Annotated in this window: 19 protein-coding genes; 14 read left to right on the top strand and 5 right to left on the bottom strand. The window is 64.9% G+C overall.

Annotated elements, in window-relative coordinates; translation table 11 throughout:
- Positions 1-109: 109 nt before the first annotated feature.
- Both frr and pyrH read right to left on the bottom strand, forming a co-directional pair.
- Entirely contained in the window at positions 110-670 is a 561-nt protein-coding gene (gene frr / locus CR492_RS02860; RefSeq protein ID WP_102842159.1) for a ribosome recycling factor, read from the bottom strand.
- Positions 671-745: 75 nt separating this feature from the next.
- Entirely contained in the window at positions 746-1,504 is a 759-nt protein-coding gene (gene pyrH / locus CR492_RS02855) for a UMP kinase (protein WP_102842158.1), read from the bottom strand.
- Between the two features lie 182 nt (positions 1,505-1,686).
- On the opposite strand from pyrH, the gene CR492_RS02850 reads away from it, so the two are divergent.
- Positions 1,687-3,198 (top strand): histidine kinase, encoded by a 1,512-nt coding sequence (locus tag CR492_RS02850; protein ID WP_245411931.1) that lies wholly within the window; start codon positions 1,687-1,689, stop codon positions 3,196-3,198.
- Positions 3,195-3,830, top strand: coding sequence for a response regulator transcription factor (locus CR492_RS02845; protein ID WP_102842157.1), 636 nt, complete (start codon positions 3,195-3,197; stop codon positions 3,828-3,830). Before CR492_RS02850 ends, CR492_RS02845 begins: the two co-directional genes overlap by 4 nt.
- 73 nt (positions 3,831-3,903) lie before the next feature.
- Here the strand turns inward: CR492_RS02845 and CR492_RS02840 are convergent, their stop codons facing one another.
- Positions 3,904-4,674 (bottom strand): invasion associated locus B family protein, encoded by a 771-nt coding sequence (locus tag CR492_RS02840; RefSeq protein WP_102842359.1) that lies wholly within the window; start codon positions 4,672-4,674, stop codon positions 3,904-3,906.
- Positions 4,675-4,953: 279 nt separating this feature from the next.
- On the opposite strand from CR492_RS02840, the gene CR492_RS02835 reads away from it, so the two are divergent.
- Positions 4,954-6,786 carry an extracellular solute-binding protein gene (locus CR492_RS02835; protein WP_102842156.1) on the top strand — a complete coding sequence of 611 codons (1,833 nt, stop codon included), beginning with the start codon at positions 4,954-4,956 and terminating at the stop codon, positions 6,784-6,786.
- A 44-nt stretch (positions 6,787-6,830) separates the two neighbouring features.
- Here the strand turns inward: CR492_RS02835 and CR492_RS02830 are convergent, their stop codons facing one another.
- Positions 6,831-8,480 (bottom strand): FAD-dependent oxidoreductase, encoded by a 1,650-nt coding sequence (locus tag CR492_RS02830; RefSeq protein ID WP_102842155.1) that lies wholly within the window; start codon positions 8,478-8,480, stop codon positions 6,831-6,833.
- A 453-nt stretch (positions 8,481-8,933) separates the two neighbouring features.
- Here CR492_RS02830 and CR492_RS02825 point away from each other — a divergent pair, with 453 nt between their 5' ends.
- The 7 genes from CR492_RS02825 (at position 8,934) to CR492_RS02795 (ending at position 16,122) form a co-directional block, all read left to right on the top strand.
- Positions 8,934-9,587: a DsbA family oxidoreductase gene (locus tag CR492_RS02825; protein ID WP_102842154.1), complete on the top strand. Its 654-nt coding sequence runs from the start codon at positions 8,934-8,936 to the stop codon at positions 9,585-9,587.
- A gap of 197 nt (positions 9,588-9,784) precedes the next feature.
- A complete protein-coding gene (locus CR492_RS02820) occupies positions 9,785-13,240 on the top strand; it encodes a chromosome segregation SMC family protein (protein WP_102842153.1) in 3,456 nt (1,151 codons plus the stop codon).
- A gap of 277 nt (positions 13,241-13,517) precedes the next feature.
- The gene (locus tag CR492_RS02815) at positions 13,518-13,904 is read left to right on the top strand and encodes an AtpZ/AtpI family protein (RefSeq protein WP_102842152.1); all 387 of its coding nucleotides are present in this window, start codon (positions 13,518-13,520) and stop codon (positions 13,902-13,904) included.
- A 72-nt stretch (positions 13,905-13,976) separates the two neighbouring features.
- A complete protein-coding gene (locus tag CR492_RS02810) occupies positions 13,977-14,717 on the top strand; it encodes a F0F1 ATP synthase subunit A (RefSeq protein ID WP_102842151.1) in 741 nt (246 codons plus the stop codon).
- A 52-nt stretch (positions 14,718-14,769) separates the two neighbouring features.
- A complete protein-coding gene (locus CR492_RS02805; RefSeq protein ID WP_012592771.1) occupies positions 14,770-14,997 on the top strand; it encodes a F0F1 ATP synthase subunit C in 228 nt (75 codons plus the stop codon).
- Positions 14,998-15,071: 74 nt separating this feature from the next.
- The gene (locus tag CR492_RS02800) at positions 15,072-15,623 is read left to right on the top strand and encodes a F0F1 ATP synthase subunit B' (protein ID WP_102842150.1); all 552 of its coding nucleotides are present in this window, start codon (positions 15,072-15,074) and stop codon (positions 15,621-15,623) included.
- A gap of 16 nt (positions 15,624-15,639) precedes the next feature.
- Positions 15,640-16,122 carry an ATP F0F1 synthase subunit B gene (locus tag CR492_RS02795; RefSeq protein WP_102842149.1) on the top strand — a complete coding sequence of 161 codons (483 nt, stop codon included), beginning with the start codon at positions 15,640-15,642 and terminating at the stop codon, positions 16,120-16,122.
- 85 nt (positions 16,123-16,207) lie between these two features.
- Here CR492_RS02795 and CR492_RS02790 read toward each other — a convergent pair whose 3' ends face one another.
- A complete protein-coding gene (locus CR492_RS02790; protein ID WP_102842148.1) occupies positions 16,208-17,050 on the bottom strand; it encodes a transglutaminase-like domain-containing protein in 843 nt (280 codons plus the stop codon).
- A 202-nt stretch (positions 17,051-17,252) separates the two neighbouring features.
- On the opposite strand from CR492_RS02790, the gene CR492_RS02785 reads away from it, so the two are divergent.
- From CR492_RS02785 to CR492_RS02770, 4 genes are all read left to right on the top strand, one after another.
- Positions 17,253-17,528, top strand: coding sequence for a lipoprotein (locus CR492_RS02785; RefSeq protein WP_102842147.1), 276 nt, complete (start codon positions 17,253-17,255; stop codon positions 17,526-17,528).
- A gap of 14 nt (positions 17,529-17,542) precedes the next feature.
- Entirely contained in the window at positions 17,543-18,811 is a 1,269-nt protein-coding gene (lysA, locus tag CR492_RS02780; RefSeq protein WP_102842146.1) for a diaminopimelate decarboxylase, read from the top strand.
- Between the two features lie 134 nt (positions 18,812-18,945).
- Positions 18,946-21,669: a TIGR02302 family protein gene (locus tag CR492_RS02775; RefSeq protein WP_102842358.1), complete on the top strand. Its 2,724-nt coding sequence runs from the start codon at positions 18,946-18,948 to the stop codon at positions 21,667-21,669.
- Positions 21,670-21,783: 114 nt separating this feature from the next.
- Positions 21,784-21,972, top strand: a complete 189-nt coding sequence (locus tag CR492_RS02770) for a twin transmembrane helix small protein (RefSeq protein WP_102842145.1) — start codon at positions 21,784-21,786, stop codon at positions 21,970-21,972.
- Positions 21,973-22,012: the final 40 nt, after the last annotated feature.

Here is a 22,012-nt window from a genome sequence, read left to right as displayed (position 1 = left end):
CAGAGGGAGTTTAGCAACAACACGCCGAAAGCTTAAAGCGATCATCGCGCCGCAGTTTGCAGCCCATCAAAAGGGCGGCGCGCCGGGCGGCCGCCCTCGACGAGCCTCCTCAAACCTGCATGATCTCGCGCTCCTTGGCGACGAGCGCCGAATCGACGTCGGCGACGCACTGGTCCGTCGCCTTCTGCACCTCGCTTTGGTGGCGCTTCTCGTCGTCCTCGCTGATCTCCTTGTCCTTCAGGAGCTTCTTCAGAACGTCAATGCCGTCGCGGCGCACATGCCGGATCGCGACGCGCGCGTCCTCGGCATATTTATGCGCCACCTTGGCCATTTCCTTGCGTCTTTGCTCATTGAGCTCAGGGATGCGGATGCGCAGCACCTGGCCTTCGACCGTCGGCGACAGACCGAGATTGGCGTTTCGGATCGCCTTGTCGACGGCGCCCACCATGCCCTTGTCCCAGACCTGGACCGACAGCATGCGCGGCTCCGGCACGCTGATCGTCGCGACCTGGTTCAAGGGCATCGTTTGCCCGTAAGCCTCGACATTCACGGGCTCGATCAGGCTCGCCGAAGCGCGGCCGGTGCGCAACCCGCCAAGCTCATGCTTCAAGGTGGCGATTGCGCCCTGCATGCGCCGCTTCAGATCGGCAAGGTCGAATTCAGCGCTCATGATCAGACCCTGTTGAGGCGCCCGCCCCGGAGGCGGAGCAAGAACGGCCAGGCTTTCGGCGCGGCGAGGTGCATTTCAAGGCGAGACGAGACTGAAGCGTCCCTGACCCTGAAGCGCCGCGCTGATCGCGCCCGGCTCGCGAATGGAAAAGACGATTATCGGAATCCGGTTCTCCCGCGCAAGGGCGAAAGCGGCGGTGTCCATCACCGCGAGGTTCCTGGCAATGGCTTCGTCATGGGTCAGCGTCTCGTAGCGCGTCGCCGCCGGATTGCGCTTCGGATCGTCCGAATAGACGCCGTCGACCTGCGTCGCCTTCATGATGAGGTCGCAGGAGAGCTCCGCCCCGCGCAAGGCGGCGCCCGTATCGGTCGTGAAGAAGGGGTTGCCGGTGCCTCCCGCCAGCACGACGATGCGTCCCTTGCCGAGATGATGCAGCGCCGCCTGGCGCGAGAAAGGCTCGCACAGGGAGGGCATCGGCACGGCGGACAGCGCCCGCGCGCTTTTGCCGGCCTTTTCAATCGCATATTCGAGCGCGAGCGCGTTCATGACCGTCGCGAGCATGCCGATCGAATCGGCCCGGGCGCGTTCGATGCCCTTGTCGGCTCCGGCGATGCCGCGGAAGAAATTGCCTCCCCCGACGACGACAGCCACCTCGACGCCGAGCTGGGCGGCTCCGGTGAGATCCGCGGCGATGCGGGTCAGGGTCGGCATGTCGAGGCCAAATCCGCCCTGCCCCATCAGGGCCTCGCCGGACAGCTTGACGACCACGCGCCGCCACGGCGAAGTTCGCGCCTGGGGCGCGGGCGCGGAGCCGCTTTGCGCAATCTCGTTCATCGGCGCCGTCCTTGTCGCAACGAAGATAATCCCGCCTGTTCGCCGCTGCGGCGGGCTCGCTACATGATCCACGCCGCCTTGACCCGTCAAGCCCCTGCCGCCCTGACGCCCCTGCATCTTATTGCAGCGGAGCCGGCGACGGGGCATAGGTGGGTTCAGAAGCGCGCGCAGCGCCGCAAAAGATGAAGAAACTTACAAAAGACATGGCTCCGACGCCGATGCCTCATTCCGCCGCGCAGAACTCGATCCGGATGAAGTTGATTCTCATCCCGTCGTGCATTCTCGCGCTCGGGATCGCCGTCGTGATCGGCGTCACGCTTTATGGCGCGAAAAGCCGCATCGCGTCGGAAATTTCCTCCGGCCTGACGCTTGGAGATCATCTGATCCGCTATGCGCTCGACGATCTCTCCGATGCGCGGGCGTCCGACGCCGCCGCCGAGGCCAGCGCCCTCAGCCGGCTGCGCGAGGGCCTCGCCCATGTGCGCCATATCAAGGTTTCCTTCGTCAATGGGCCGGGGATCCCGGACCAGCCGGTCTCTGCGCCGGGGCGGGACGCCGCTCCCGCCTGGTTCGAAAGCCTGCTGCGCCCCGCGACGATCACAAAAACCTATCCGGTGACGATCGACGGCGAACCGCATGGCGAGATCTTGATGGCGAGCGAGCCCGCCGATGAGATTGCCGAGATATGGGCGAGCCTTCTCTTTCAGACGGCGCTGCTGACCGCCCTTTCCGTCGCCATCGTCGCGCTGATCATCCTGGCGGCGCGCCACACGCTGGAGCCGCTGCGCCAGCTCGTCGAGGGCCTCGATCGGCTCGGGCGCGGACAGTTCGGCGGCGTCGGCGAGATCAAAGTCGCCGAGCTTTCCCGCATCGGCGAGCATTTCAACAAGCTCTCCGCGACTCTTGCCAAGGCCGAGGCGGACAATCATCTCCTGATCGACCGGCTGCTTTCCATCCAGGACGCCGAGCGCAAGGAGCTTGCAAGGGAGCTGCACGACGAATTCGGCGCCTCGCTGTTCGGCATCCGCGTCGCCGCCTCCTGCGTCGTCGAGGCCGCCGCCGCAGGCGCCGGGACGCCTGCGGAAAAAGACGAAATCATTGACCGTGCGAAAAACATTTCCGCGCTGGCGGACGCCATCCAGAAGCAGAATTATCGCATTCTGGAACGCATCAGGCCGGTCGTGCTGCGCCAGATGGGGCTTGCCGACGCCTTGCGGCAGCTTGTCGACGCCTTCGCCGCGCAGCATCGCGATTTTTCCTGCGCCATCGACATTACGGGCGCCGAAGCGGAGCGGCGTTTTGACGAGGAGGCGAGCCTCACCGCCTATCGCATCGTGCAGGAATGTCTCACCAATGTCGCCCGCCACTCGGGGGCGAGTGCGGTCAGCATCGCCATGGCGGTCGAGACGTCCGGCGCGACGGGGCCGCATATTCGTCTCGTCATCGCCGACGACGGGATCGGACCGCCGCCCGAACTGCGCTATGGTTTCGGCCTGCTCGGCATGAGCGAACGGGCGCGCAAGCTCGACGGGCGGCTGAACATAAAGAAGGGCGTCAGCGGCGGAATGCGGATCGAGGCCATCATCCCCGTCGCCGGCCGAACGCCCACCGTCAAGGCGCCGAAGACATCTTCGTTTGAGACAAATTCGCCTGCGGACGGCGAACGCGCGGAAGGAGCCGCGATTCATTCATGAGCGAACGCACCAAAATTCTTCTCATCGAGGATCATCCGATCGTTCGGGACGGGTGCCTGCGCATCCTGGCGCGGCGGCCGGATTTCGAGCCTTTCGAGGCAAGCTCCGCGCAGGCGGGCCTTGCCGCCAACCGCAGCCTGCTGCCCCCGGTCATCATTCTCGACCTCGAACTGCCCGACCAGGGCGGCCTTGAGGTCATTCCGGAGCTGTTACGGGACAATCCTGGAACCCGCATCGTGATTTTCACGATGTATGAGGCGGCGAGTTTCGTGACGAGAGCGCTGGAGCGCGGCGCGCGCGGCTATGTGACCAAGAATGACGATCCGAACGCGATTTTGCAGGCGATCGACAAGGCGCTTGCCGGCGCCGTCTATCTTGGCCAGTCCGTCGCGCAGAATCTTGCGTTGGCCAATTTCGAACCGGTCGAAGACCCGCTGCGCGTTCTGAGCGAAAGGGAAAAGCAGGTGGTGACCCTGCTCGGCGAGGGCAAGAATCTGTCCGAGATTTCCGCGGCTCTGGCGATTGGCTACAAAACGGCGGCGAATATCGTCTCGGCGGTCAAGCAGAAGCTCGGCATCGGCACCAGCCCGGCGCTGATCAAATTCGCGGTGGAGCTACGCAGCCGCGGCTGAGTCGCGACCGGTCCTATTCAAAAGTAAGGAAGCGGCCGCTAAACAGCCGCTTCCGAAGCAAACCGCCGCTGGCCTATGGCTTGGCCGGAGCTACGGGCGGAGCCGCGCCGCCGGTCCCGTCGGTCTTCGAGGTTTCTAGCTTCTTGCGCTCGTCCTCGGCGCGCTTCTGAAGCTCGGCCTGCAGCTTCTTCTGCTGCTCCTCGAGCACCTTCGGATCGACCGCCGGACCATCGAACGCCTTGTCGAAGCCAGCGAGGGGCACCCCGAAGGTGACGAGATTGTTCGCCTGATTCTTGACGTCGACGCTCAGGACCGTTCCCTTCTTCAGCTCGGCGATCGTCGTGCCCTTGACCTTGGCTTCGGCGAAGCAGCCGTTGGGGAAGCAGATTTCGAAGGCGCCTTCGAGCGACTGGCCCTTGTCGATCGTGAAGCGGAAGCCCGGACGCAGCATCAATCCGACCGGCATCAACAGACGGACGATGCGCGTGTCGTCGCCCTTGATGTCATAGACGGCGAGCGCGAGGACCGGCGGCTGGTCCTTCTGCGAGCTGAAGTCGCGCGTCGTGTAGCAGATTTCCTTGTTGGCGGCCTGATCCTTGCCGCACACCTTGGTCCAGTCGTTCTGCGTCGGCAGCAAATCGACCCGGAACGGGCCCTGCTGCGGCGCCTGCTGAGGTACGGGCGAGCCTGCCTGCGCGGCCGGAGCTTGCGCCGGGGCTTGCGCAGGAGCCGGCTGCGCGGGCGCCGCGGCCGGTTTCTTCTGCTGCGCGAAAGCCGGCGCGCCGGCGAGCAGGAACGCGCCGGCGAGGCCCGCCGCGCCGAGGCGCTTCAACGACAAAGACATCAGAATTCCTTTCAATTCATCGGCCCGTTTGGTTCAAGCGCTCGGAAGGGGCCCGGGCGAGAGCGGCGGCGAAAGACAAAACTGACATTCGCGACGCCGTCAAGGATGGCGTCGCCGTGCGGCAGCGTTTATGTCTTTCGCAGCGATGGCGTCCGGGTTAACCAACATGGGGGCGGCTGGCAAGCCCGCTGCGCAAACTATGCCTGCAAGGCGCAGGCGCAGCGCGCCGGCGACGAAGTGCGCGCGCCGCGCTGACGAGGAACGGTCCGGACTGCCGCGATGACGAATGCCCCCTGCAAACATCGCTTCGCGGCGCTGGCCAGCGCTGTCTTTGGCGTCGTTTTGGCGCTGGCCGCGCCGGCGCTGGCGCAACAGGGCCCGCGCGGGGCGATCGCCATGCATGGAGAGCCGCAGCTTCCGGAGGATTTCGATCATCTTCCCTATGCCGATCCGGGGGCGCGCAAGGGCGGCAAGCTGTCGATCGGCTTTCCCGGCGCCTATGACAGCCTCAATCCATTCAACCTCAAGGCCGGATCGACGGCGCAGGGCCTCAACGGCAATGTGTTCGAGACGCTGATGACGCGCTCGCTCGACGAACCTTTCACGCTTTACGGCCTCATCGCCAAAAGCGTCGAGACCGACGCCGACCGCACCCACGTGACCTTCCGGCTCAATCCGGCCGCGCATTTTTCGGATGGAACGCCGATCACATCGGAAGACGTGCGCTGGACCTTCGAGCTTTTGAAAACGCGCGGGCGGCCGCAGCACCGCGCCGCCTATTCCCTCGTCAATTCGGTCGAGACGCCCGATCCGCTGACCATCCGCTATGAGCTCGGCTCGGGCGCCGACCGCGAAATGCCGTTGACGCTCGCGCTGATGCCCGTGCTGCCGCGCCATGCCGTCGATCTTGCAAAATTCGACGACGCGAGCCTGACCGTTCCGATCGGATCCGGCCCCTATAAGATTGCCGAGGTGAAGCCCGGCGAGCGGCTCGTTTTGAAGCGCGACCCGAATTATTGGGCGAGGGATCTGCCGGTCCGCCGCGGCCTTTATAATTTCGACGAGATCGCCATCGACTATTTTCGCGACGCCAACAGCCTGTTCGAATCCTTCGCCGCGGGGCTCCTTGACTATCGCGAGGAGACCAGCCCGTCGCGCTGGACCAGCGCCTATGATTTTCCGGCGATGCGCGACGGGCGCGACCGCCGCGAGGCGCTCCCGGCCGGCGGCCCGAAAGGCATGGAAGGCTTCGTCTTCAACCTGCGCCGTCCGCTCTTTGACGACATAAGGGTGCGCGAGGCGCTCGGCATGATGTTCGATTTCGAATGGATCAACGCCAATCTCTACAGCGGGCTCTACAAGCGCACGAAAAGCTTTTTCGACGACTCCGAGCTCGCCTCGACGGGCCGGCCGGCCAGCGCAGCGGAGCGCGCCTTGCTGGCCCCCTTTCCGGGCGCCGTGCGTGCGGACATTCTCGAGGGAAAATGGCGGCCCCCCGAAACTGACGGATCGGGGCGCGACCGGACCATGCCCAAGCGCGCGCTCGCCCTGCTCGAACAGGCGGGCTACCAGCTTGAAAACGGCAAGCTCGCTAGGGACGGCGCGCCGCTCGCCTTCGAGATTATGGTGAAGGACCGCAATCAGGAGCGGCTGGCGCTGAACTATGCCGATTCGCTCGCAAGGATCGGCGTTTCCGCCAAAGTGCGGCTGGTCGATGAGGTACAATATCAGCGCCGCCGTCAGAAATTCGACTTCGATATGATGATTGGCAGCTGGCTCGCCTCGGCCTCCCCCGGCAATGAACAGCGCTCGCGGTGGGGCTCGAAAAGCGCCGATCAGGAAGCCTCGTTCAATCTCGCCGGCGTACGATCGGCCGCGGTCGACGCGCTGATCGCCGCCATGCTCGCCGCCCGCGGCCGCGAAGATTTCGTCGCGGCGGTGCGCGCCTTTGACCGCGTGCTTCTCTCCGGATTCTATATCGTGCCGCTGTTTCATTCGTCCGATCTGTGGACGGCGTCGTCGACCGCGCTGACCCGCCCGGCGGCGCTGCCGGCCTATGGCTCGCCAACCGGGAGCTCGACCCTCGACAACTGGTGGCGCAAGCAGCCGTGACCTACGGAACATGGCGACGAAAGCAGCCATGATCCGCGCCGTCATCAGCTTCGTGTGGCGACGTCGCGCGACAGGAAAAGGGTCGCGATCCTGTCGGACAGTCGCAACGCAAGCGCGACAAGCGTAAGCGTCGGCGAATCGCTTCCGACGGTCGGAAAAACCGAGCTGCCCGCAATAAAGAGATTGCGGACGCCATGGACCTCGCAGTCGGCGTCGACGACGCCTTGGGCGGGGTCACGGTGCATTCGCGTCGTGCCCATATGATGCCAGCACCCGATGATTTCGGAGGGCCACGCATCCGGCTGGCAGAGGACGTCGAAAGGCGAGACCAGGCCTGACGTCGTCAGCGCCGCGACGATGATCGCGTTCAGCGCAAAATAATGGTCCTTGTCCAGCGAGGTCAGGCGCCAATCCAGCTGCACTTTAGGGACGCCAAGCCTGTCGCGTTCGTCAAGGAGAGACACGCGGCTCTGCGGGTTCGGAACGGGCTCGATCACCGTTTCAAGGTAGAAGTTGCGCCGCCTGAGAAAGGGGCTGAGCAGCGCCTCCCCCATGATGATCGCGGTCCTTGGCGCATGCGCGAGCAGGACCGGCGCCTGGCGCGTCAAATCCCGCCAAACCCTCGACATCGGATAGCCGAATTGTTTGCGGCCGCGGATCGCCCGCCGCAGCGCCTTAAGCGCGAAATAGGTTTTCGAGACATCGTTTCCGCTCCGGGCGACGAGATAGGTGCGGGAATTCGGGAGCCGCATCTGACGCTGCATGTCGGCGCCCGGCGCCAGATGCGCCGCAAACGAGAGCCTGTTCTTTCCGCTTCCCCTGAGAAGGCGCGGCAAGGTGGCGTCATAGAGAGCGCGATACGGTTCGGCGTCGGCGATCGCCACGCGCGTCGAATGGATTCGGGGGTGATCCATATAATACCGACCGACCAGGTCGTTCGCATTGCCAAGGCCGGCTTCGGCGATTGCGTTGGATGCAAGAAGCAGCCGCGGATTCTCGATCCCACCGGCGGCGAGCGCCACCGCTTTCGCAAAAACCCTGAATTCGTTCCCGTTCAGAGTCGCGACCCGGACGCCGGTCGCCTGAGTCGCTGACAAATTGGTGAGGATTTCGGTTACATTCGCGAACAGAAAAAGTTTCAGTTTTGGCGCATGACTTAAGCGGGACCTATATACGGCGCCAAACCGGGTCGGCGGACTGAACTGGTCAATGATGGTGCATAGTCCGCTGCCGTCGACCGGCAAGAGTTTGGCCTTTCCGCGCGCGATCTTCGCAGCCCAATGGCCGATCTCATAATCGATGTCGCTCAGCTCCACCCAGGGATGGGCGCGCCGGTAATAGGGCGTGAGGTCGGCCTTTGTCATGGGCCATCCGCTGTTTGGGACCCAGGGCCGAACGTCGAAGTCGCCGTCGTCCATCGGACGGCACCAGCCGCCCCAGCAATTTGTGCTTCCGCCCAGATAGCGGCAGCGCGATTCCTCTGGCGGTTCATGCGCCAAACCGACATTTTCGCCGCCGTAAAGCGATTGGGTCACCGGGTCCGACTCGACGCCGCCGCCTTCCAGCAGCGCGACCTCGATGCCTTTTTCAGCGAGTTCGAGCGCCATAGAAATGCCTGCGGCTCCGGCGCCGACGATACAGACATCAGCCAAAACGACTGAGCGCGCGTCGACCTGTCTCGCGTCGATCAGCATCGTTGCGTTCCGGATTTATGAAACAGGCGATCGGGATTAAAAGGATTTCTAGAAATTCAGCCGAAGCGGCGCATTCTACGACATTTGCTTTTTAAGCACCGTACGCTCATTTCATATCTATGATCCTCCTCAAAATCGATCGTCATCTTTTTGATGCGTTGGCGTTGGCTTTGTCCGAGCGAATCGATCCCTTGCATCCCTTAAATTTGCCACGCGCCTCAGGCGTGAGGGCGACGGGAGGGACTTGATTGGCTGCGGCGACTTCATGTATTGTTAGGCAGAATTCTAGTAAATAATTAAGCTCTGATGCGAGATTCGCGCCCCACCGTGAGGAGATAGAAGTGTTGCGGCATCTAATTTCTGGATTTTATTGATAGTGGATATTTTTTTCTGCCGCGACGATCATCTCTATCGAACCCTTGGAATCATTCCAAAGTCCGGTGCGATCTTTGCATGAGTGCGAAACAACCAAAGCCTATTCCCATCGACTTTATCGGCGATCTCGCCAGCGCGCGCTGCTTCATGGGCCTCAGGCTGATTCAGACAGTCGTCGCCTCGGTGCCGGGGCTTGCCGTCGACATCCGCTGGCATCCGTTCCAGATCGATCCGGGACTCCCTCCCGAAGGCCAGGACCGCGCCGAATATCTCGTCGAGCGCTGGGGCTCTCCGCAAAAAGCCCGCGAGGCGCTCCAGGACATGGAGGAGCAGGCCCGGGAGTTTGGCCTCCGATTCGCCTTCGACAAAATCCGGCGCCAGCCCAATACGTTCGAGGCGCATCGTCTGATTCGCTACGCCCGTAATTTCGGCGTCGAGCTGCAGCTCATCGAGTCGGCGTTCCGGGCGTTTTTGATCGATGGCGTCGATATCGGCGATCGCGAAGCGCTTCTGACGCTCGCGGCCAACGCCGGCGTCGATCCCGAGCTCGCGGAGCCGTTCCTTAAGATGAACGACGACGTCGAGGCGCTTCAACAGGAGCTGTCCGGTTTCCGCTCGCTCGGCATGGTCAGCGCGCCGCGTTTCATCATCGCCGGCAAGGAAACGATCCATGGGCTCGTCCCGGCGGAGGATTTCGCCGACGCCCTGTTTCGCGCCGTCGAGGAGGAGTGAAGCGGGGTTTTTGCGCAAAGAAGCTGTTCGCCCCGAAGGATCGACCCGCCTGCCCGGTTGCGCTAGCGCGCGCCGCGGTCCCTAATTCGGATAAGCCGAATCAGCGCGGCATGCGCGGCTGCCTTATTCCGGTTAACCAAAACCTAACGGGAATGGATAAATTATAGGCGCGCCGCGCGCCTTGGGTCGAATTGTCAATGAAATTTACCAAACTGCGCATAGCCGGGTTCAAGACCTTCGTCGATCCGACCGATTTTTTGATCGAGCCGGGTCTGACCGGCGTCGTCGGTCCGAACGGCTGCGGCAAATCCAATCTCGTCGAGGCGATGCGCTGGGCGATGGGCGAAAGCTCCTCGAAGAACATGCGCGCCTCCGGCATGGACGACGTCATTTTTTCCGGCGGCGGCAACCGGCCGGCGCGCAATATGGCTGAAGTCGTGCTCTATCTCGACAATAGCGCGCGGACCGCCCCGGCGGCCTTCAACGACTCCGACGCGATCGAGGTCTCCCGCCGTATCGAACGCGAATCCGGATCGACCTATCGCGTCAACGGCCGCGAGACCCGCGCCCGCGACGTACAGCTCTTGTTCGCCGACGCCTCTTCCGGCTCGCGCTCGCCGGCGATGGTGCGCCAGGGGCAGATTGGCGAGATGATCTCGGCCAAGCCGCAGGAGCGCCGCCGCATCCTTGAAGAAGCGGCCGGCGTCGCCGGTCTGCACTCGCGCCGGCACGAGGCGGAGCTGCGCCTCAAGGCCGCAGCCGACAATCTGCAGCGCCTCGACGACATTTTGCAGCAGATCGAGGGCCAGACGCGAGGCCTCGAACGACAGGCGCGGCAGGCGGCGCGCTACCGGGACCTCGCCGGTTCGATCCGGCGCGCGGAGGCCCTGCTTGCGCTCATCCATCATAAAGAGGCGGCGCAGTCCCTCGCCGAGGCTGAGGCCAGCTTTGAGATTTTTACGCGCGAGGTCGAGGAACGCACGAAAGCGCAGGCTGAGGCGGCGCGTACGCAGGGACTTGCCGCGCATGCTTTGCCCGCGCTGCGCGACGCCGAGCTAGCGGCCAGCGGCGAATTGCAGCGCTTGATCATCGCCAGAGAAGCGCTCGACGGCGAGGAAAAGCGCGCCAAGGCGCGCAGCGCGGAACTGTCGCGCCGCATCGAACAAATGTCCGGCGATCTCGCCCGCGAACGCGCGCTGATCGCCGACGCCGCCGGCGTGCTCGAACGACTCGATCTGGAACAAGCCGAACTCTCTGGATCCGCCGGCGCGGAGGGTTCCTTCGAAAGTGAAACACGCAAGAGGCTTGTCGAGGCGGAGGCGGCCCTTGCGGCGATGGAGGCGGAGCTCGCGGCGGCGCAGGACGCCCGCGCCCTGATCGAGGCGCGCCGCTCGGGATTCGAGACGACGCTGCGCGACGAACGCCAGCGGCTGGCGCGCATCGAGGCCGATCTCGCGCGGGTTCTCGACGAACGCGCGGCGTTAGAGCTGCAAGAAGGCTCCGGCGGCGAGAGCGCGCCTCTTCTCGAAGAGCTTGAGGCGGCGATTGAGAAGGCCGCCGCTTTCGAGGACGAAATCGCCGCCCTTGAGGGCGCCCATGCCGATGCGCGCGCCAGTGAGGCGAGCGCCCGCCAGCGCGCCATGGATGCCGACCGCAAGGCGCAACGACTGGGCGCCGAGACACAGACGCTATCAAAACTGCTGAACGCCCGAAGCGGCGATTTCTGGCCAGCGGTCACTGAGGAAATCACCGTCGCGCGCGGCTTCGAGGCGGCCCTCGGAGCAGCGCTTGGCGATGATCTCGACGCCTCGACCAATCCGTCGGCGCCGGCGCATTGGGCGGAAACGGACCGCCGTTTCGACCCCGCTTTGCCGGACGGCTGCGAGCCCTTGTGCGAACTCGTGCAGGCGCCGCAGGCTCTGGCGCGGCGCCTCAACCAGATCGGCCTCGTCACGCGTGAAGACGGCCGCCGGCTGCGCGCAGCGCTGAAGCCCGGCCAGCGGCTGGTCTCCAAGGAAGGCGATCTTTGGCGCTGGGACGGCTTTTTTCAGGCCGCCGAAGCGCCGACGCCGGCCGCGCGCCGCCTCGTCGAGAAAAACCGCCTCGGCGATCTCATCATCGAGGCCGATTCCGCGCGGGAGCTGGCCGACAGTCTCAAGGCGGAAGCCGACTCCTGCGAGGCCCTGCTCGCCGCCGCCGCCGCCGCCGAGACCGAGGCGCGGCAGGGCCATAAGACAGCGCTGCGGGACGTTGACGCGGCGCGCGCAAAACATGCCGCGGCGGAACGCGCCGAAGCCAGCGCCGCGGCGCGGATGTCGTCCATCGAGGAGGCCATGCAGCGCCTCAGCGCGGCGCGGGACGAGGGGCGCGAAAACTACGCCAATGCGCAAAGCAGCCTTGATGACCTCGCCGACGCAGCCGAACTGACCGAACGGCTTGAGCTCTGCCGCGCCGGCGCCGCCCGCGAGCGCGCCGTGGCAAGCGAAGCCCGCGCCGCGCTACAGGCCCATCTGCGCGAGGGGGAGGCGCGCGCGCGCCGCCTGGAGGCGATTGCGCGCGAGCGCACATCCTGGCTCGCCCGCAGCGAAGGCTCCGGCGGCCAGATCAGCGCCTTCGAGACGCGGCTCGCGGAAGCGCAGGAGGAATTCGAGCGCCTCGCCGAAGCCCCCGACGTGTTCTTGTCGAGCCGCCGCACGCTCGTCGGCGCGATCGAGACGGCGGAAGCCGCCCGCAAGGAGGCGGCCGACCGGCGCGCCGAAGCCGAGACCGCGCTCGCCGCCGCCGATAAAGCGGCGCGGATCGCGCTTGACGCCATGAGCGCCGCGCGCGAGCAAAAGGCGCGCGCCGAAACCCGGATCGAGGCCGCGCGCACGCGGCGCGAGGAGGTGGCGCGCCAAATCTCCGCCGAACTCGACTGCGGCCCCGAAGAGCTGTCGGCGCTGGCGAAGCTCGGCGCCGGCGAGGATCTGCCGCCGGCCACGGATGTTGAGCGGCGGCTCGAGGCGCTGAAAGCCGACCGCGAGCGGCTCGGCGCGGTCAATCTGCGCGCGGAAGAAGAGCTGAACGAGGCCGAGACGGAAAAAGCTCGCCTCGCCGCCGAACACGCCGACCTGACCGAGGCGATCCGGCGCCTGCGGCAGGCGATCGCCAGCCTCAACAAGGAGGGCCGCGAGCGCCTGCTTGCCGCCTTCACCAAGGTCAATGCGCATTTTACCGAACTGTTCACCAGCCTGTTCGGCGGCGGTTCGGCCGAATTGCAGCTCGTCGAATCGGACGACCCGCTGGAAGCCGGGCTCGAAATCCTCGCCCGGCCGCCCGGCAAGAAGCCGCAGGTGATGACGCTGCTGTCGGGCGGCGAACAGGCGCTGACGGCCATGTCGCTGATCTTTGCCATCTTCCTCACGAACCCCTCGCCGATCTGCGTCCTCGACGAGGTCGACGCGCCGCTCGACGACGCCAATGTGGAGCGCTTCTGCGACCTGCTGCAGGAGATGCGCGGCAAAACCGAAACAAGGTTCATCACCATCACGCATAATCCGATCACCATGGCGCGGATGAACCGCCTGTTCGGCGTCACCATGGCCGAACGCGGGGTAAGCCAGCTGGTCAGCGTTGATCTCGAGGACGCCGAACGCCTGCTTGAGGCCGGCTGAGCCTTTCGCCGCGCTCCTGCGGCGATTTGGCTGGCGAGGCGATTCTTCTGCAAATTCAGGTCATTACGACACACTGTCTTAGTCTTGACAGGGGCGAGCGCCGCCCATATGTTGCGGCGGCTCACAAGTGCTTGATCTCAAGCGCCTGACCTGCCGCCGCGATAATCCTTCTGCACTTTCCCCAATTCGGCCGCTTCTGCTCGATTTCCGCATCGAGGCGACCTATAGATGGCTTCAGACGACGATGAAGCGATCTTGAACAACGGGAGCGGCGCATTTGGGCGATCGCGAAGGGCCTCGGAGCGAAAACGAACGCCGTCCAGACGCCAAACTTGCCCCGGACGAGGGAGAGTCGGCGGCGTTGCGTGCGCGGCTGGACAGATTGTCGGCTGATCTTGGCGCGGCCAATGACAAGCCGGCGCCCGGCGGCGACGAGGGTTCGGCGCCGGAGGTTGGATCGATCGGGACGGCGATGAGCCTCGGCTTCCGCGTCCTGGCGGAATTTGTGTCGGCGGTCGTCGTCGGCGCGCTGCTCGGGTGGCAGCTCGACAAATGGATCGGGACGACGCCCTTGTTTCTTCTCGTCTTCCTGCTTCTCGGGACGGCGGCGGGATTTTGGAACGTGTATCGGATAGCCGTCAACCGTAAGGGTCTTGGACCCTAGCGCGACGGCAGGCAAGGCGCCCGCGTGGGCGCCGATCATGGGTGAGGCGGGGGTTCGCACGTGGCAGAAAAAATGGATCCGATCCATCAGTTCAAGATCGAGCCGATCCTGAGCTTACACCCGTTCGGAATCGACGCCTCCTTCACCAATGCCTCCCTGTTCATGATCATTGTCGTCCTCGCTTGCGCGGCGCTGATGATCCTTGGCACCTCGGGGCGCTCGCTCGTTCCCGGCCGGCTCCAATCGGCCGCTGAGATGACCTATGAGTTCGTCGCCAATACGGTGCGCATGTCGGCCGGACATGAGGGGATGCGCTTTTTCCCCTTCGTCTTCTCGCTGTTCCTGTTCGTGCTGTTCTCCAATCTCATCGGCATCATTCCCTATACTTTCACGGTGACGAGCCAGATCATCGTCACCTTCGCGCTGGCCGCTTTGGTGATCGGCACCGTGATCGTTTACGGCGTCCTGCGCCACGGCGCGCATTTCCTCAATCTGTTCGTGCCCTCGGGCGTCGCCCCGGCGCTGCTGCCCTTCATCGTGCTGATCGAGGTGATCTCCTTCGTTTCGCGGCCGATCAGCCTGTCCGTCCGCCTCTTCGCCAACATGCTGGCGGGCCACATCACCCTCAAGGTTCTCGGCGGCTTCACCGCTGCTTTGCTCGGCGCCGGCGCCTATGCCGTGATCGCGCCGCTTCCTCTGGCCGGCGTTGTCGTGCTGACGGCTTTCGAGCTTCTCGTGGCCGTTCTGCAAGCCTACGTCTTCGCCATCCTCACTTGCGTCTATCTGAACGACGCAATTCATCCGGGTCACTGAATAAAATATCAACAACAGATCAGCGCCCGCTTCCGCAAGCCAGGAGTATTTAATGGATCCCGCAGCAGCTAAATTCATCGGCGCCGGCCTCGCCGCCATCGGTATGGGCGCCGCCGCCATCGGCGTCGGCCTGATTTTCGGCAACTTCCTGTCGGGCGCCCTGCGCAATCCGACCGCCTCCGACGCCCAGTTCGGTCGCGCCTTCATCGGCGCGGCGCTTGCGGAAGGTCTCGGCATTTTCGCCTTCCTCGTGGCGATTCTGCTGCTCTTCGTGCTTTAAGCGCGAAACGGTGCGCCCGGACTTCGCGCCGGGCGCAATTTTTTCGTTTTTGCAACATCGCGCAGGATTTGACGATGGCGACACATGAAGGGCACACCAGCGGCACGGTCGAGCCCGCCGACATCGACCATGGCGCCCACGCCTTCCCGCCATTCGATTCGGCCAATTTCTCCTCGACCCTGATCTGGCTCGCGATCAGCTTCGGGCTGCTTTATTATCTCCTTTCGAAGATCGCTTTGCCGCGCATGGAAGGCATCCTGACCACGCGCCAGGGCAAGATCACGAGCGATCTCAAGGAAGCGCATCTCGCGCGCGAAAAATCCGAACAGGCCGCCGCGGAGCACGAAAAAACGATCGCCGCCGCCCGCGCCAAGTCGCAGGCCGTGGCGCAGGAAACGCAGGCGAAGATCAACGCCGAGAACGACGCCAAGCGCCATGCGCTGGAATCCGATCTCGCCGGCAAGCTGGCCGAGGCCGAAAAGCAGATCGTCGAGACCAAATCCAAAGCCATGGCGAATGTCGGGACGATCGCCGCGGACGCCGCCACGGCGATCGTCGAGCGCCTCACCGGGCGCGCGGCCGATTCAGTCGCAGTCGCTGCGGCGGTCTCAAAGGCCCAGGCGTAAGGGCGGAGTTAAGTCCATGCTGAACGCAGAATCATTCGTCGCCTTCGGGTTCCTGCTGCTTGTGGGCCTCTTCGCCTATCTCGGCGTGCATAAGAAGCTTGGCGCCGCGCTGGATGGCCGCGCCGAGCGGATCAAGGCCGAACTCGCCGAGGCCGAACGACTCCGCGCCGAAGCGGAAGCCGTGCTTGCCTCTTTCGGCAAGAAATTGCAGGAAGCCGAGGCCGAGGCGGCCGCGGTCATCGCGCAGGCCCATGCCGAAGCGGACCGTCTCGCCAAGGAAGCCGCAGTACGGCTTAGCGAATTCGTCGAGCGGCGCACCAAGCAGGCGCAGGAAAAAATCGCCGCCGCCGAAGCGCAGGCGACGTCCGATGTGCGCGCCGCCGCCGCCGACGCCGCGACGAAGGCCGCAGGGCTGGTGCTCAGGGAAGAAGCCAAAGGGCCGTTCGGCGAACAGCTCATTTCCAGCAGCATCGGCGACCTGAAGTCGCTGTTTCACTAATAATTTTCGGGGCTTACCCCCGTCCAAACGCAAAGGGGCGAAAAGTCTTCCGACTTTTCGCCCCTTTGCGTTGAAAAACCCGCCTTCAGGCTATCGCTACTCGCGGCGCCGCGCCGGTCTCTTCCAAAATTTCGTCGGTCCAGACGCGAAACCCTTTCAGCACATTCGGCCCGAAAGTGGTCGTGATGGCGACATCGGCGGCGTCGCGTCCGCGGGCGAGCAGAACCCGGCCGATGCGCGGCTCATTGTTGCGGGCGTCGAAGGTGCGCCACGCGCCGCCAAGATAGACCTCGAACCAGGCCGCGAAATCGCCCGGCGGATAGGGCGGCTCCATGCCGACGTCTCCGAGATAGCCGGTGCAATAGCGCGCCGGAATGTTGAGCGCGCGGCAGAAAGCGACGGCCAAATGGGCGTAGTCGCGGCAGACGCCCTGCCCTTCCTGATAGGCTTCGGAGGCCGTCCGCGTGACCCGCGCGAAATTATAGCCGAACTGGATGCGCTTGTGCGTGAAGTCGCAGATCGCCTGCACGCGCGCCCAGCCGGGCTTGGTGTGGCCGAACAACTGCCAGGCAAGATCGAGCAGGCGATCTGAATCGCAAAACCGGCTCGGCAGCAGAAACACGATCGCCTCTTCCGGAAGAAGCTCGATCGGGACCTGCTCCGCGTCCGGGACAATCTCGTCGGGCAGCCCCGTGTCCGAGACGATCGCGTCAGTCGAGAGAATCACGGAGCCGGCGGGCGCGACCAACCGGCTGCACCAATTGCCGAACAGATCGCGGTAGCCGGAAATGCGCACCGGCGGCGTGATCTTGATATGGTCGGGTTCGGCAAGATCGGCGACACGCGAATGATGAACATTCAGCATTCCGATCAGCGGCGTCGCCTGCGGAAATTCATAACTCAGTTCGTAGCCGACTCGAAGCTTCAATGAACTTCTCCGCGTTGGAGGCGGCGGAAAGCCCTGGGGGATCTTTCCGTTGCGGCGGGACGCGCGCGCGTCATGGTAGCATCTAAGCATCTGAGCGAATGCGGGTTTATTAGGCATCGCCAGACCCGGCCCGTAGCAATCCGCTCCATTGCGGTTCCAATCGTCAAGGTTTTGGTGTAGCGCTTCCACCGGAGCCGCGCCCTTGACCTTTCCTCGCCAGATTTTTCCCACCGTCCTCTGTCTCGCGCTCGGGCTTTGCCTTGCCGGCTGCGGACGGCGCGGCCCGCCAGAGGCGCCGCAGGGCTCGGCGGTCGACGCGCCTGTCGCCGCCGCGCCCTATGCCGGGCTGCCGCGCAATAATGAGATCGAACCACTCGATTCGGCGGCCATCTCGCCTCCGAAGGGGGCCGCGGCCGCCGAGGCGAGCGGGAGCGCCAAAAAGCCGCCTCGCCCCTTCGCGCTCGACCCGGTTCTCTGACGCGTCCCGCTGAAATGCATCATTTCACGACAAAAAACGGCGTTCTACATGCCGAAGACGTTGATCTCGCCGCGCTCGCGGACGAAGTCGGCACGCCCTTCTACTGCTATTCGAGCGCGACCCTCTCGCGCCATTATCAGGTCTTCAAATCGGCGCTCGCGGGAATCGATTCGCTGGTCTGCTACGCCGTCAAGGCGAACTCCAACCAGGCCGTGCTGACGACCCTCGCCCGGCTCGGCGCGGGGATGGACGTCGTCTCGGAAGGGGAGCTTCGCCGCGCCCTCGCCGCCGGCGCTCCCGCCTCCAGGATTACCTTTTCCGGCGTCGGCAAGACAAAGGAGGAGATGGGTTTTGCACTCAAGGCCGGCATCTTCTGCTTCAATGTCGAATCGGAGCCCGAACTTCTCGCGCTCTCCGAGGCCGCGCACGCGGCGGGGTCGATCGCGCGCATCGCCATTCGCGTCAATCCGGACGTCGACGCCAAGACCCACGCCAAGATTTCGACCGGCAAGTCCGAGAATAAATTCGGCGTGCCAATTTCCCGCGCGCGCGAAGTCTATGCCGAGGCGGGGCGGCTGCCCAACATAAAGGTCAGCGGCGTCGATCTGCATATCGGCTCGCAGATCACCGACCTCGAACCCTTCGACGCCTCGTTCAGGCTTGCCGCCGGCTTCGTCGAAACGCTGCGCGCCGATGGCCATGAAATCGATCATGTCGATGTCGGCGGCGGCCTCGGCATTCCCTATCGCGAGGGCGAGGACCCGGCGAGCTATCATCCGGACCGCTACGCCCGCATTTTGCGCGCCCGCCTCGGCGCCCTCGACTGCCGCGTCGTCTGCGAACCTGGCCGGCTCATCGCCGGCAACGCCGGAATACTCGTGACGCGCGTTCTCTATATCAAACGCGGCGCGGCGAAGGCTTTCGTCATCGTCGACGCGGCGATGAACGATCTGATCCGGCCGACGCTTTATGACGCCTACCACGAGATTAAGCCCGTTCGCCCGCGCGAGAACGCGCCGGAGATCGTCGCCGACGTCGTCGGGCCGGTGTGCGAAACGGGCGATTATCTGGCCCTCGGGCGCAAGATGGTGGAGCCTTTGCCCGGCGATCTCCTCGCGATCCTGTCGGCCGGAGCCTATGGCGCGACGCAATCCTCGACCTATAATTCACGCCTGCTCGTCCCCGAAATTCTCGTCAATGGGGCCGCCTATGCCGTGGTCCGGCCGCGCCTCACCTATGATGAATTGATCGGCCTCGACAAAATTCCGGCTTGGTTGCGGTAGAGGGTCTCAACCCTTGCGTCTGGCGCTGGCGCTCCGACATGATAGCTTGATGACGCATGCGCACGGCCGCACGAGCGCCTTGACCGACCGAAATGCGGTCAGGCCGGCGAACGAACCGCTTTTCGGAGATGCATTTGGCGAATTTCGGACGCCCGAGCGGCAAAGACGTTGCGTCCGAAGGACGGTTGGGGAGCGCCGCACGCCCGGCGCAGCGCCTCGACCGTCTCGTCTTGCAAGGGCGCGCGCTCTTGCTGTTCGAGCGCAGCTGGCGCGCTTTGACGCCGGCGCTGATCGTCGCGGGGGCCTTCCTCGCTTTGTCCTTCACGGGGCTTTGGCTGGAGACGCCGCATTGGGCGCGCCTTGCAGGCGTTGCGCTTTTTGCCGCTGCGCTCGCCTTCGCGCTCTGGCCGATGCGCAGGCTGCGCCTGCCGACAAGGCGGGAAGCGCTGGAGCGGATCGACCGGGTCTCGGGACTAAAGGAGCGCCCCGCCGCGGTTCTCGACGACCGTCTCGGCAACGCCGACGGCGATCCTGAAACCGAAGCCTTGTGGGCGCTGCACCGACGCCGCGCCGAGCGGCAGATCGCGTTGCTGCGGACCGGCTCGCCGTCGCCGCGCGTCGTCGACGTCGACCGCTACGCGCTGCGCGCCGCTGTTCTCGTCGCGCTCGTCGCCGCCGCCTTCATCGCCGGGCCGGAGAAATATGCGCGGGTGGCGGCCGCCTTCGACTGGCGCTTCGCCAGCCTCGCCAGCGCCGGGCAGCGCATCGACGCCTGGGTCGATCCGCCCCCGTATACAGGCCGCTCGCCGATCGTCCTGACCCAGCGCGTGGCCGGGCCTTCCCCTGAAAAGATCGAAGCGCCGGTCGGCTCGGTCATCGTCATCCGCGGTTCGGCGGGCAAGCCAGCCTATCGCGCGACCGGCGCGCTCGTCGAGCCGCCGCGCGACGACGCCAGGGAGGCTCCAGCCAAGGACGCCGGCGCGCCAGGGCCGAACCCGCCCGCCCCGGCCGCAACGCAAGTCGCGAGCTCCGCCGCCCATAATGAGGCGCGCCTTGTGCTACGCGGCGACGCCGGCCTCGCTATCGAGGGCGTCGGCTCCTTCGATTTCGCGAGCATCCCCGACAAGCCGCCGACGATCGCGCTCGCCGCCGTCCCGCGCCCCAATGCGCGCGGCTCCCTGACGCTGCGCTACCAGATCAAGGACGATTACGGCGCGATCTCCGCAGAGGCTGTCTTCGCCAACCCGGTGCTGCCCGACGGCAAGCCCTCCTCCCGTTCGCTGGTCGAGGCGCCGAAGGCCGCCTTGCAGCTGCCTCCCGCCGGCGATGAGGCCGGCGAGGCGGAAACCACCATCGATCTGTCCGAAAATCCATGGGCCGGCGCGCGGGCGCAGATGACGCTCGTTGCGCACGACGAAGGCGGCAATGAAGGCAAGAGCGAAGCCTTCACGATCGTCCTGCCGCAAAAGCCCTTCGTGAAGCCGCTCGCCCGCGCGCTGGTCGAGCAGCGGCGCAATCTCGTGCTCAATCCGGACGACAAGGGCAGCGTCTCGACCGCGCTCGACGCGCTGATGATCGCCCCCGACTCCTTCGACGTCAGCGACGGCGTCTATCTCGGCTTGCGCGTCGCCTCCGAACGCCTCGCGGCGGCGAGCAGCGACAAGGATCTCATCGATGTCGCCGATTATCTCTGGCAAATGGCGCTGCGACTCGAAGAGGGCGACCTCTCGGAAGCCGAACGCGATCTGCGCGCCGCGCAGCAGCAGTTGCGCGAGGCGCTGCAACGCAACGCGCCGCCCGAGGAAATCAAGCGCCTTACCGACAATCTCCGTGCGGCGATGGACAAATTCCTGCGCGAATTCGCCGAACAGCAGCAGCAAAAGCAGGAGGACGCCGATCAGGGCGCCGACGATCAGCGCGGGTCCGGCAAATCGATCAGCGAAAAAGAGCTGAAGGCGATGCTCGACAAGATGCAGCAGCTCGCGCAAAACGGCGATCCCGCCGAGGCCCAGAAGATGCTCGAGCAGATGCAGAACATCCTCGAAAATCTGAAGATGGCGCAGCATCGCAAGCGCGATCCGCAATCACGGGAGATGAGCCGCGCGCTGAATGAGCTCGATCGCATGAGCCGCGAGCAGCAGCAGCTGCGCGACGAGACCTATCAGAAAGGCGAGGCCGCCAAGCGCCAGCAAAGACGCCAGCGCGGCGCGCTCGACGAGCTGCAGGATGAGGAGGATTTGAGCGGGGGCGAGCCGGACCAGCCGGGCGAGGATGGCGACCCGCAGCAGGAGGCGGATCAGAAGCCGGGCGGCAAGTCGGAGCCCGGCAAATCGCAGGCCGAACTCGAAAAGCGGCAGGAGGATTTGCGCCAACGCCTCGAGGATCTGGAACAGCGGCTGAAAAAGGCGGGCCAGGGCGGCCCCGGCCTTAGCGAAGCGCAAAAAGCCATGCAAGAGGCGAAAAAGGCGCTCGGCCAAGGCGCGCGCGGCTCCGATTCTGCGGTCGAGGCGCAGGGCCGCGCCCTCGACGGGTTACGCGAGGGCGCTCAAAAGCTGGCGCAGGCCATGGGCCAGCAGGGTGAAGGCGAGGGCCAAGGCCAGGCGCAGGGAGAGGGCCAGGGCGAGGGACAGGAAGGACCGGGACAGCAGGGTCAATATGGCCAGGATGGCACCGATCCGCTCGGCCGGCCGAGCGGACGCGAGCGCGCCTTCAATCCCAGCGCCAAATATGATCCGATGGGCGTTCCCGCCGCCGAGAGAGCGCAGCGCGTGCTGGAGGAGTTGCGCCGTCGACTCGGAGACTTTTCGCGCCCGCGCGAGGAGATGGATTATCTGGAGCGCCTGCTGCGCCGCTACTGAGCGAGGCGGCGCTCACCCGCCGCCCGTCCGAAGCCGCCCCAACTTTCCGCGATCGCACACGCCGGTCCGCCGCTGCGCGGTTCGCCTGCCCTCTCAATTCTGGAGCCGCTCAAGATGCACGCCGCAACCAATGTCATCGCCGCTCTCGCCGTCGGCGCGGTCGCTGCCGTGCTGCTGGCGGGCTTTGTCAACATGATGCGGGGGGGCAGCCCGAATTTGTCGCAAAAGCTGATGCGGTGGCGGGTTGGATTGCAGTTTTTCGCAATCCTCGTCATCATTGGCATATTATGGTTGCGCGGCTGACGTCAGGGATAAGCTATCCTCGGCGCGGCGCCGCAGCTTC

Origin of the sequence: Methylocella silvestris (assembly GCF_002891535.1) — a bacterium.
GTDB lineage: Bacteria > Pseudomonadota > Alphaproteobacteria > Rhizobiales > Beijerinckiaceae > Methylocapsa > Methylocapsa silvestris_A.
Note: the sequence above shows the minus strand (reverse complement) of the source record. Positions and strands in the feature narration are given on the sequence as shown.

Coding starts and splice junctions, on each gene's coding strand:
- frr (WP_102842159.1), bottom strand. CDS start 670: ATGAGCGCTGAATTCGACCTTGCCGATCTGAAGCGGCGCATGCAGGGC.
- pyrH (WP_102842158.1), bottom strand. CDS start 1,504: ATGAACGAGATTGCGCAAAGCGGCTCCGCGCCCGCGCCCCAGGCGCGA.
- CR492_RS02850 (WP_245411931.1), top strand. CDS start 1,687: ATGAAGAAACTTACAAAAGACATGGCTCCGACGCCGATGCCTCATTCC.
- CR492_RS02845 (WP_102842157.1), top strand. CDS start 3,195: ATGAGCGAACGCACCAAAATTCTTCTCATCGAGGATCATCCGATCGTT.
- CR492_RS02840 (WP_102842359.1), bottom strand. CDS start 4,674: ATGTCTTTGTCGTTGAAGCGCCTCGGCGCGGCGGGCCTCGCCGGCGCG.
- CR492_RS02835 (WP_102842156.1), top strand. CDS start 4,954: ATGACGAATGCCCCCTGCAAACATCGCTTCGCGGCGCTGGCCAGCGCT.
- CR492_RS02830 (WP_102842155.1), bottom strand. CDS start 8,480: ATGCTGATCGACGCGAGACAGGTCGACGCGCGCTCAGTCGTTTTGGCT.
- CR492_RS02825 (WP_102842154.1), top strand. CDS start 8,934: ATGAGTGCGAAACAACCAAAGCCTATTCCCATCGACTTTATCGGCGAT.
- CR492_RS02820 (WP_102842153.1), top strand. CDS start 9,785: ATGAAATTTACCAAACTGCGCATAGCCGGGTTCAAGACCTTCGTCGAT.
- CR492_RS02810 (WP_102842151.1), top strand. CDS start 13,977: ATGGATCCGATCCATCAGTTCAAGATCGAGCCGATCCTGAGCTTACAC.
- CR492_RS02805 (WP_012592771.1), top strand. CDS start 14,770: ATGGATCCCGCAGCAGCTAAATTCATCGGCGCCGGCCTCGCCGCCATC.
- CR492_RS02800 (WP_102842150.1), top strand. CDS start 15,072: ATGGCGACACATGAAGGGCACACCAGCGGCACGGTCGAGCCCGCCGAC.
- CR492_RS02795 (WP_102842149.1), top strand. CDS start 15,640: ATGCTGAACGCAGAATCATTCGTCGCCTTCGGGTTCCTGCTGCTTGTG.
- lysA (WP_102842146.1), top strand. CDS start 17,543: ATGCATCATTTCACGACAAAAAACGGCGTTCTACATGCCGAAGACGTT.
- CR492_RS02770 (WP_102842145.1), top strand. CDS start 21,784: ATGCACGCCGCAACCAATGTCATCGCCGCTCTCGCCGTCGGCGCGGTC.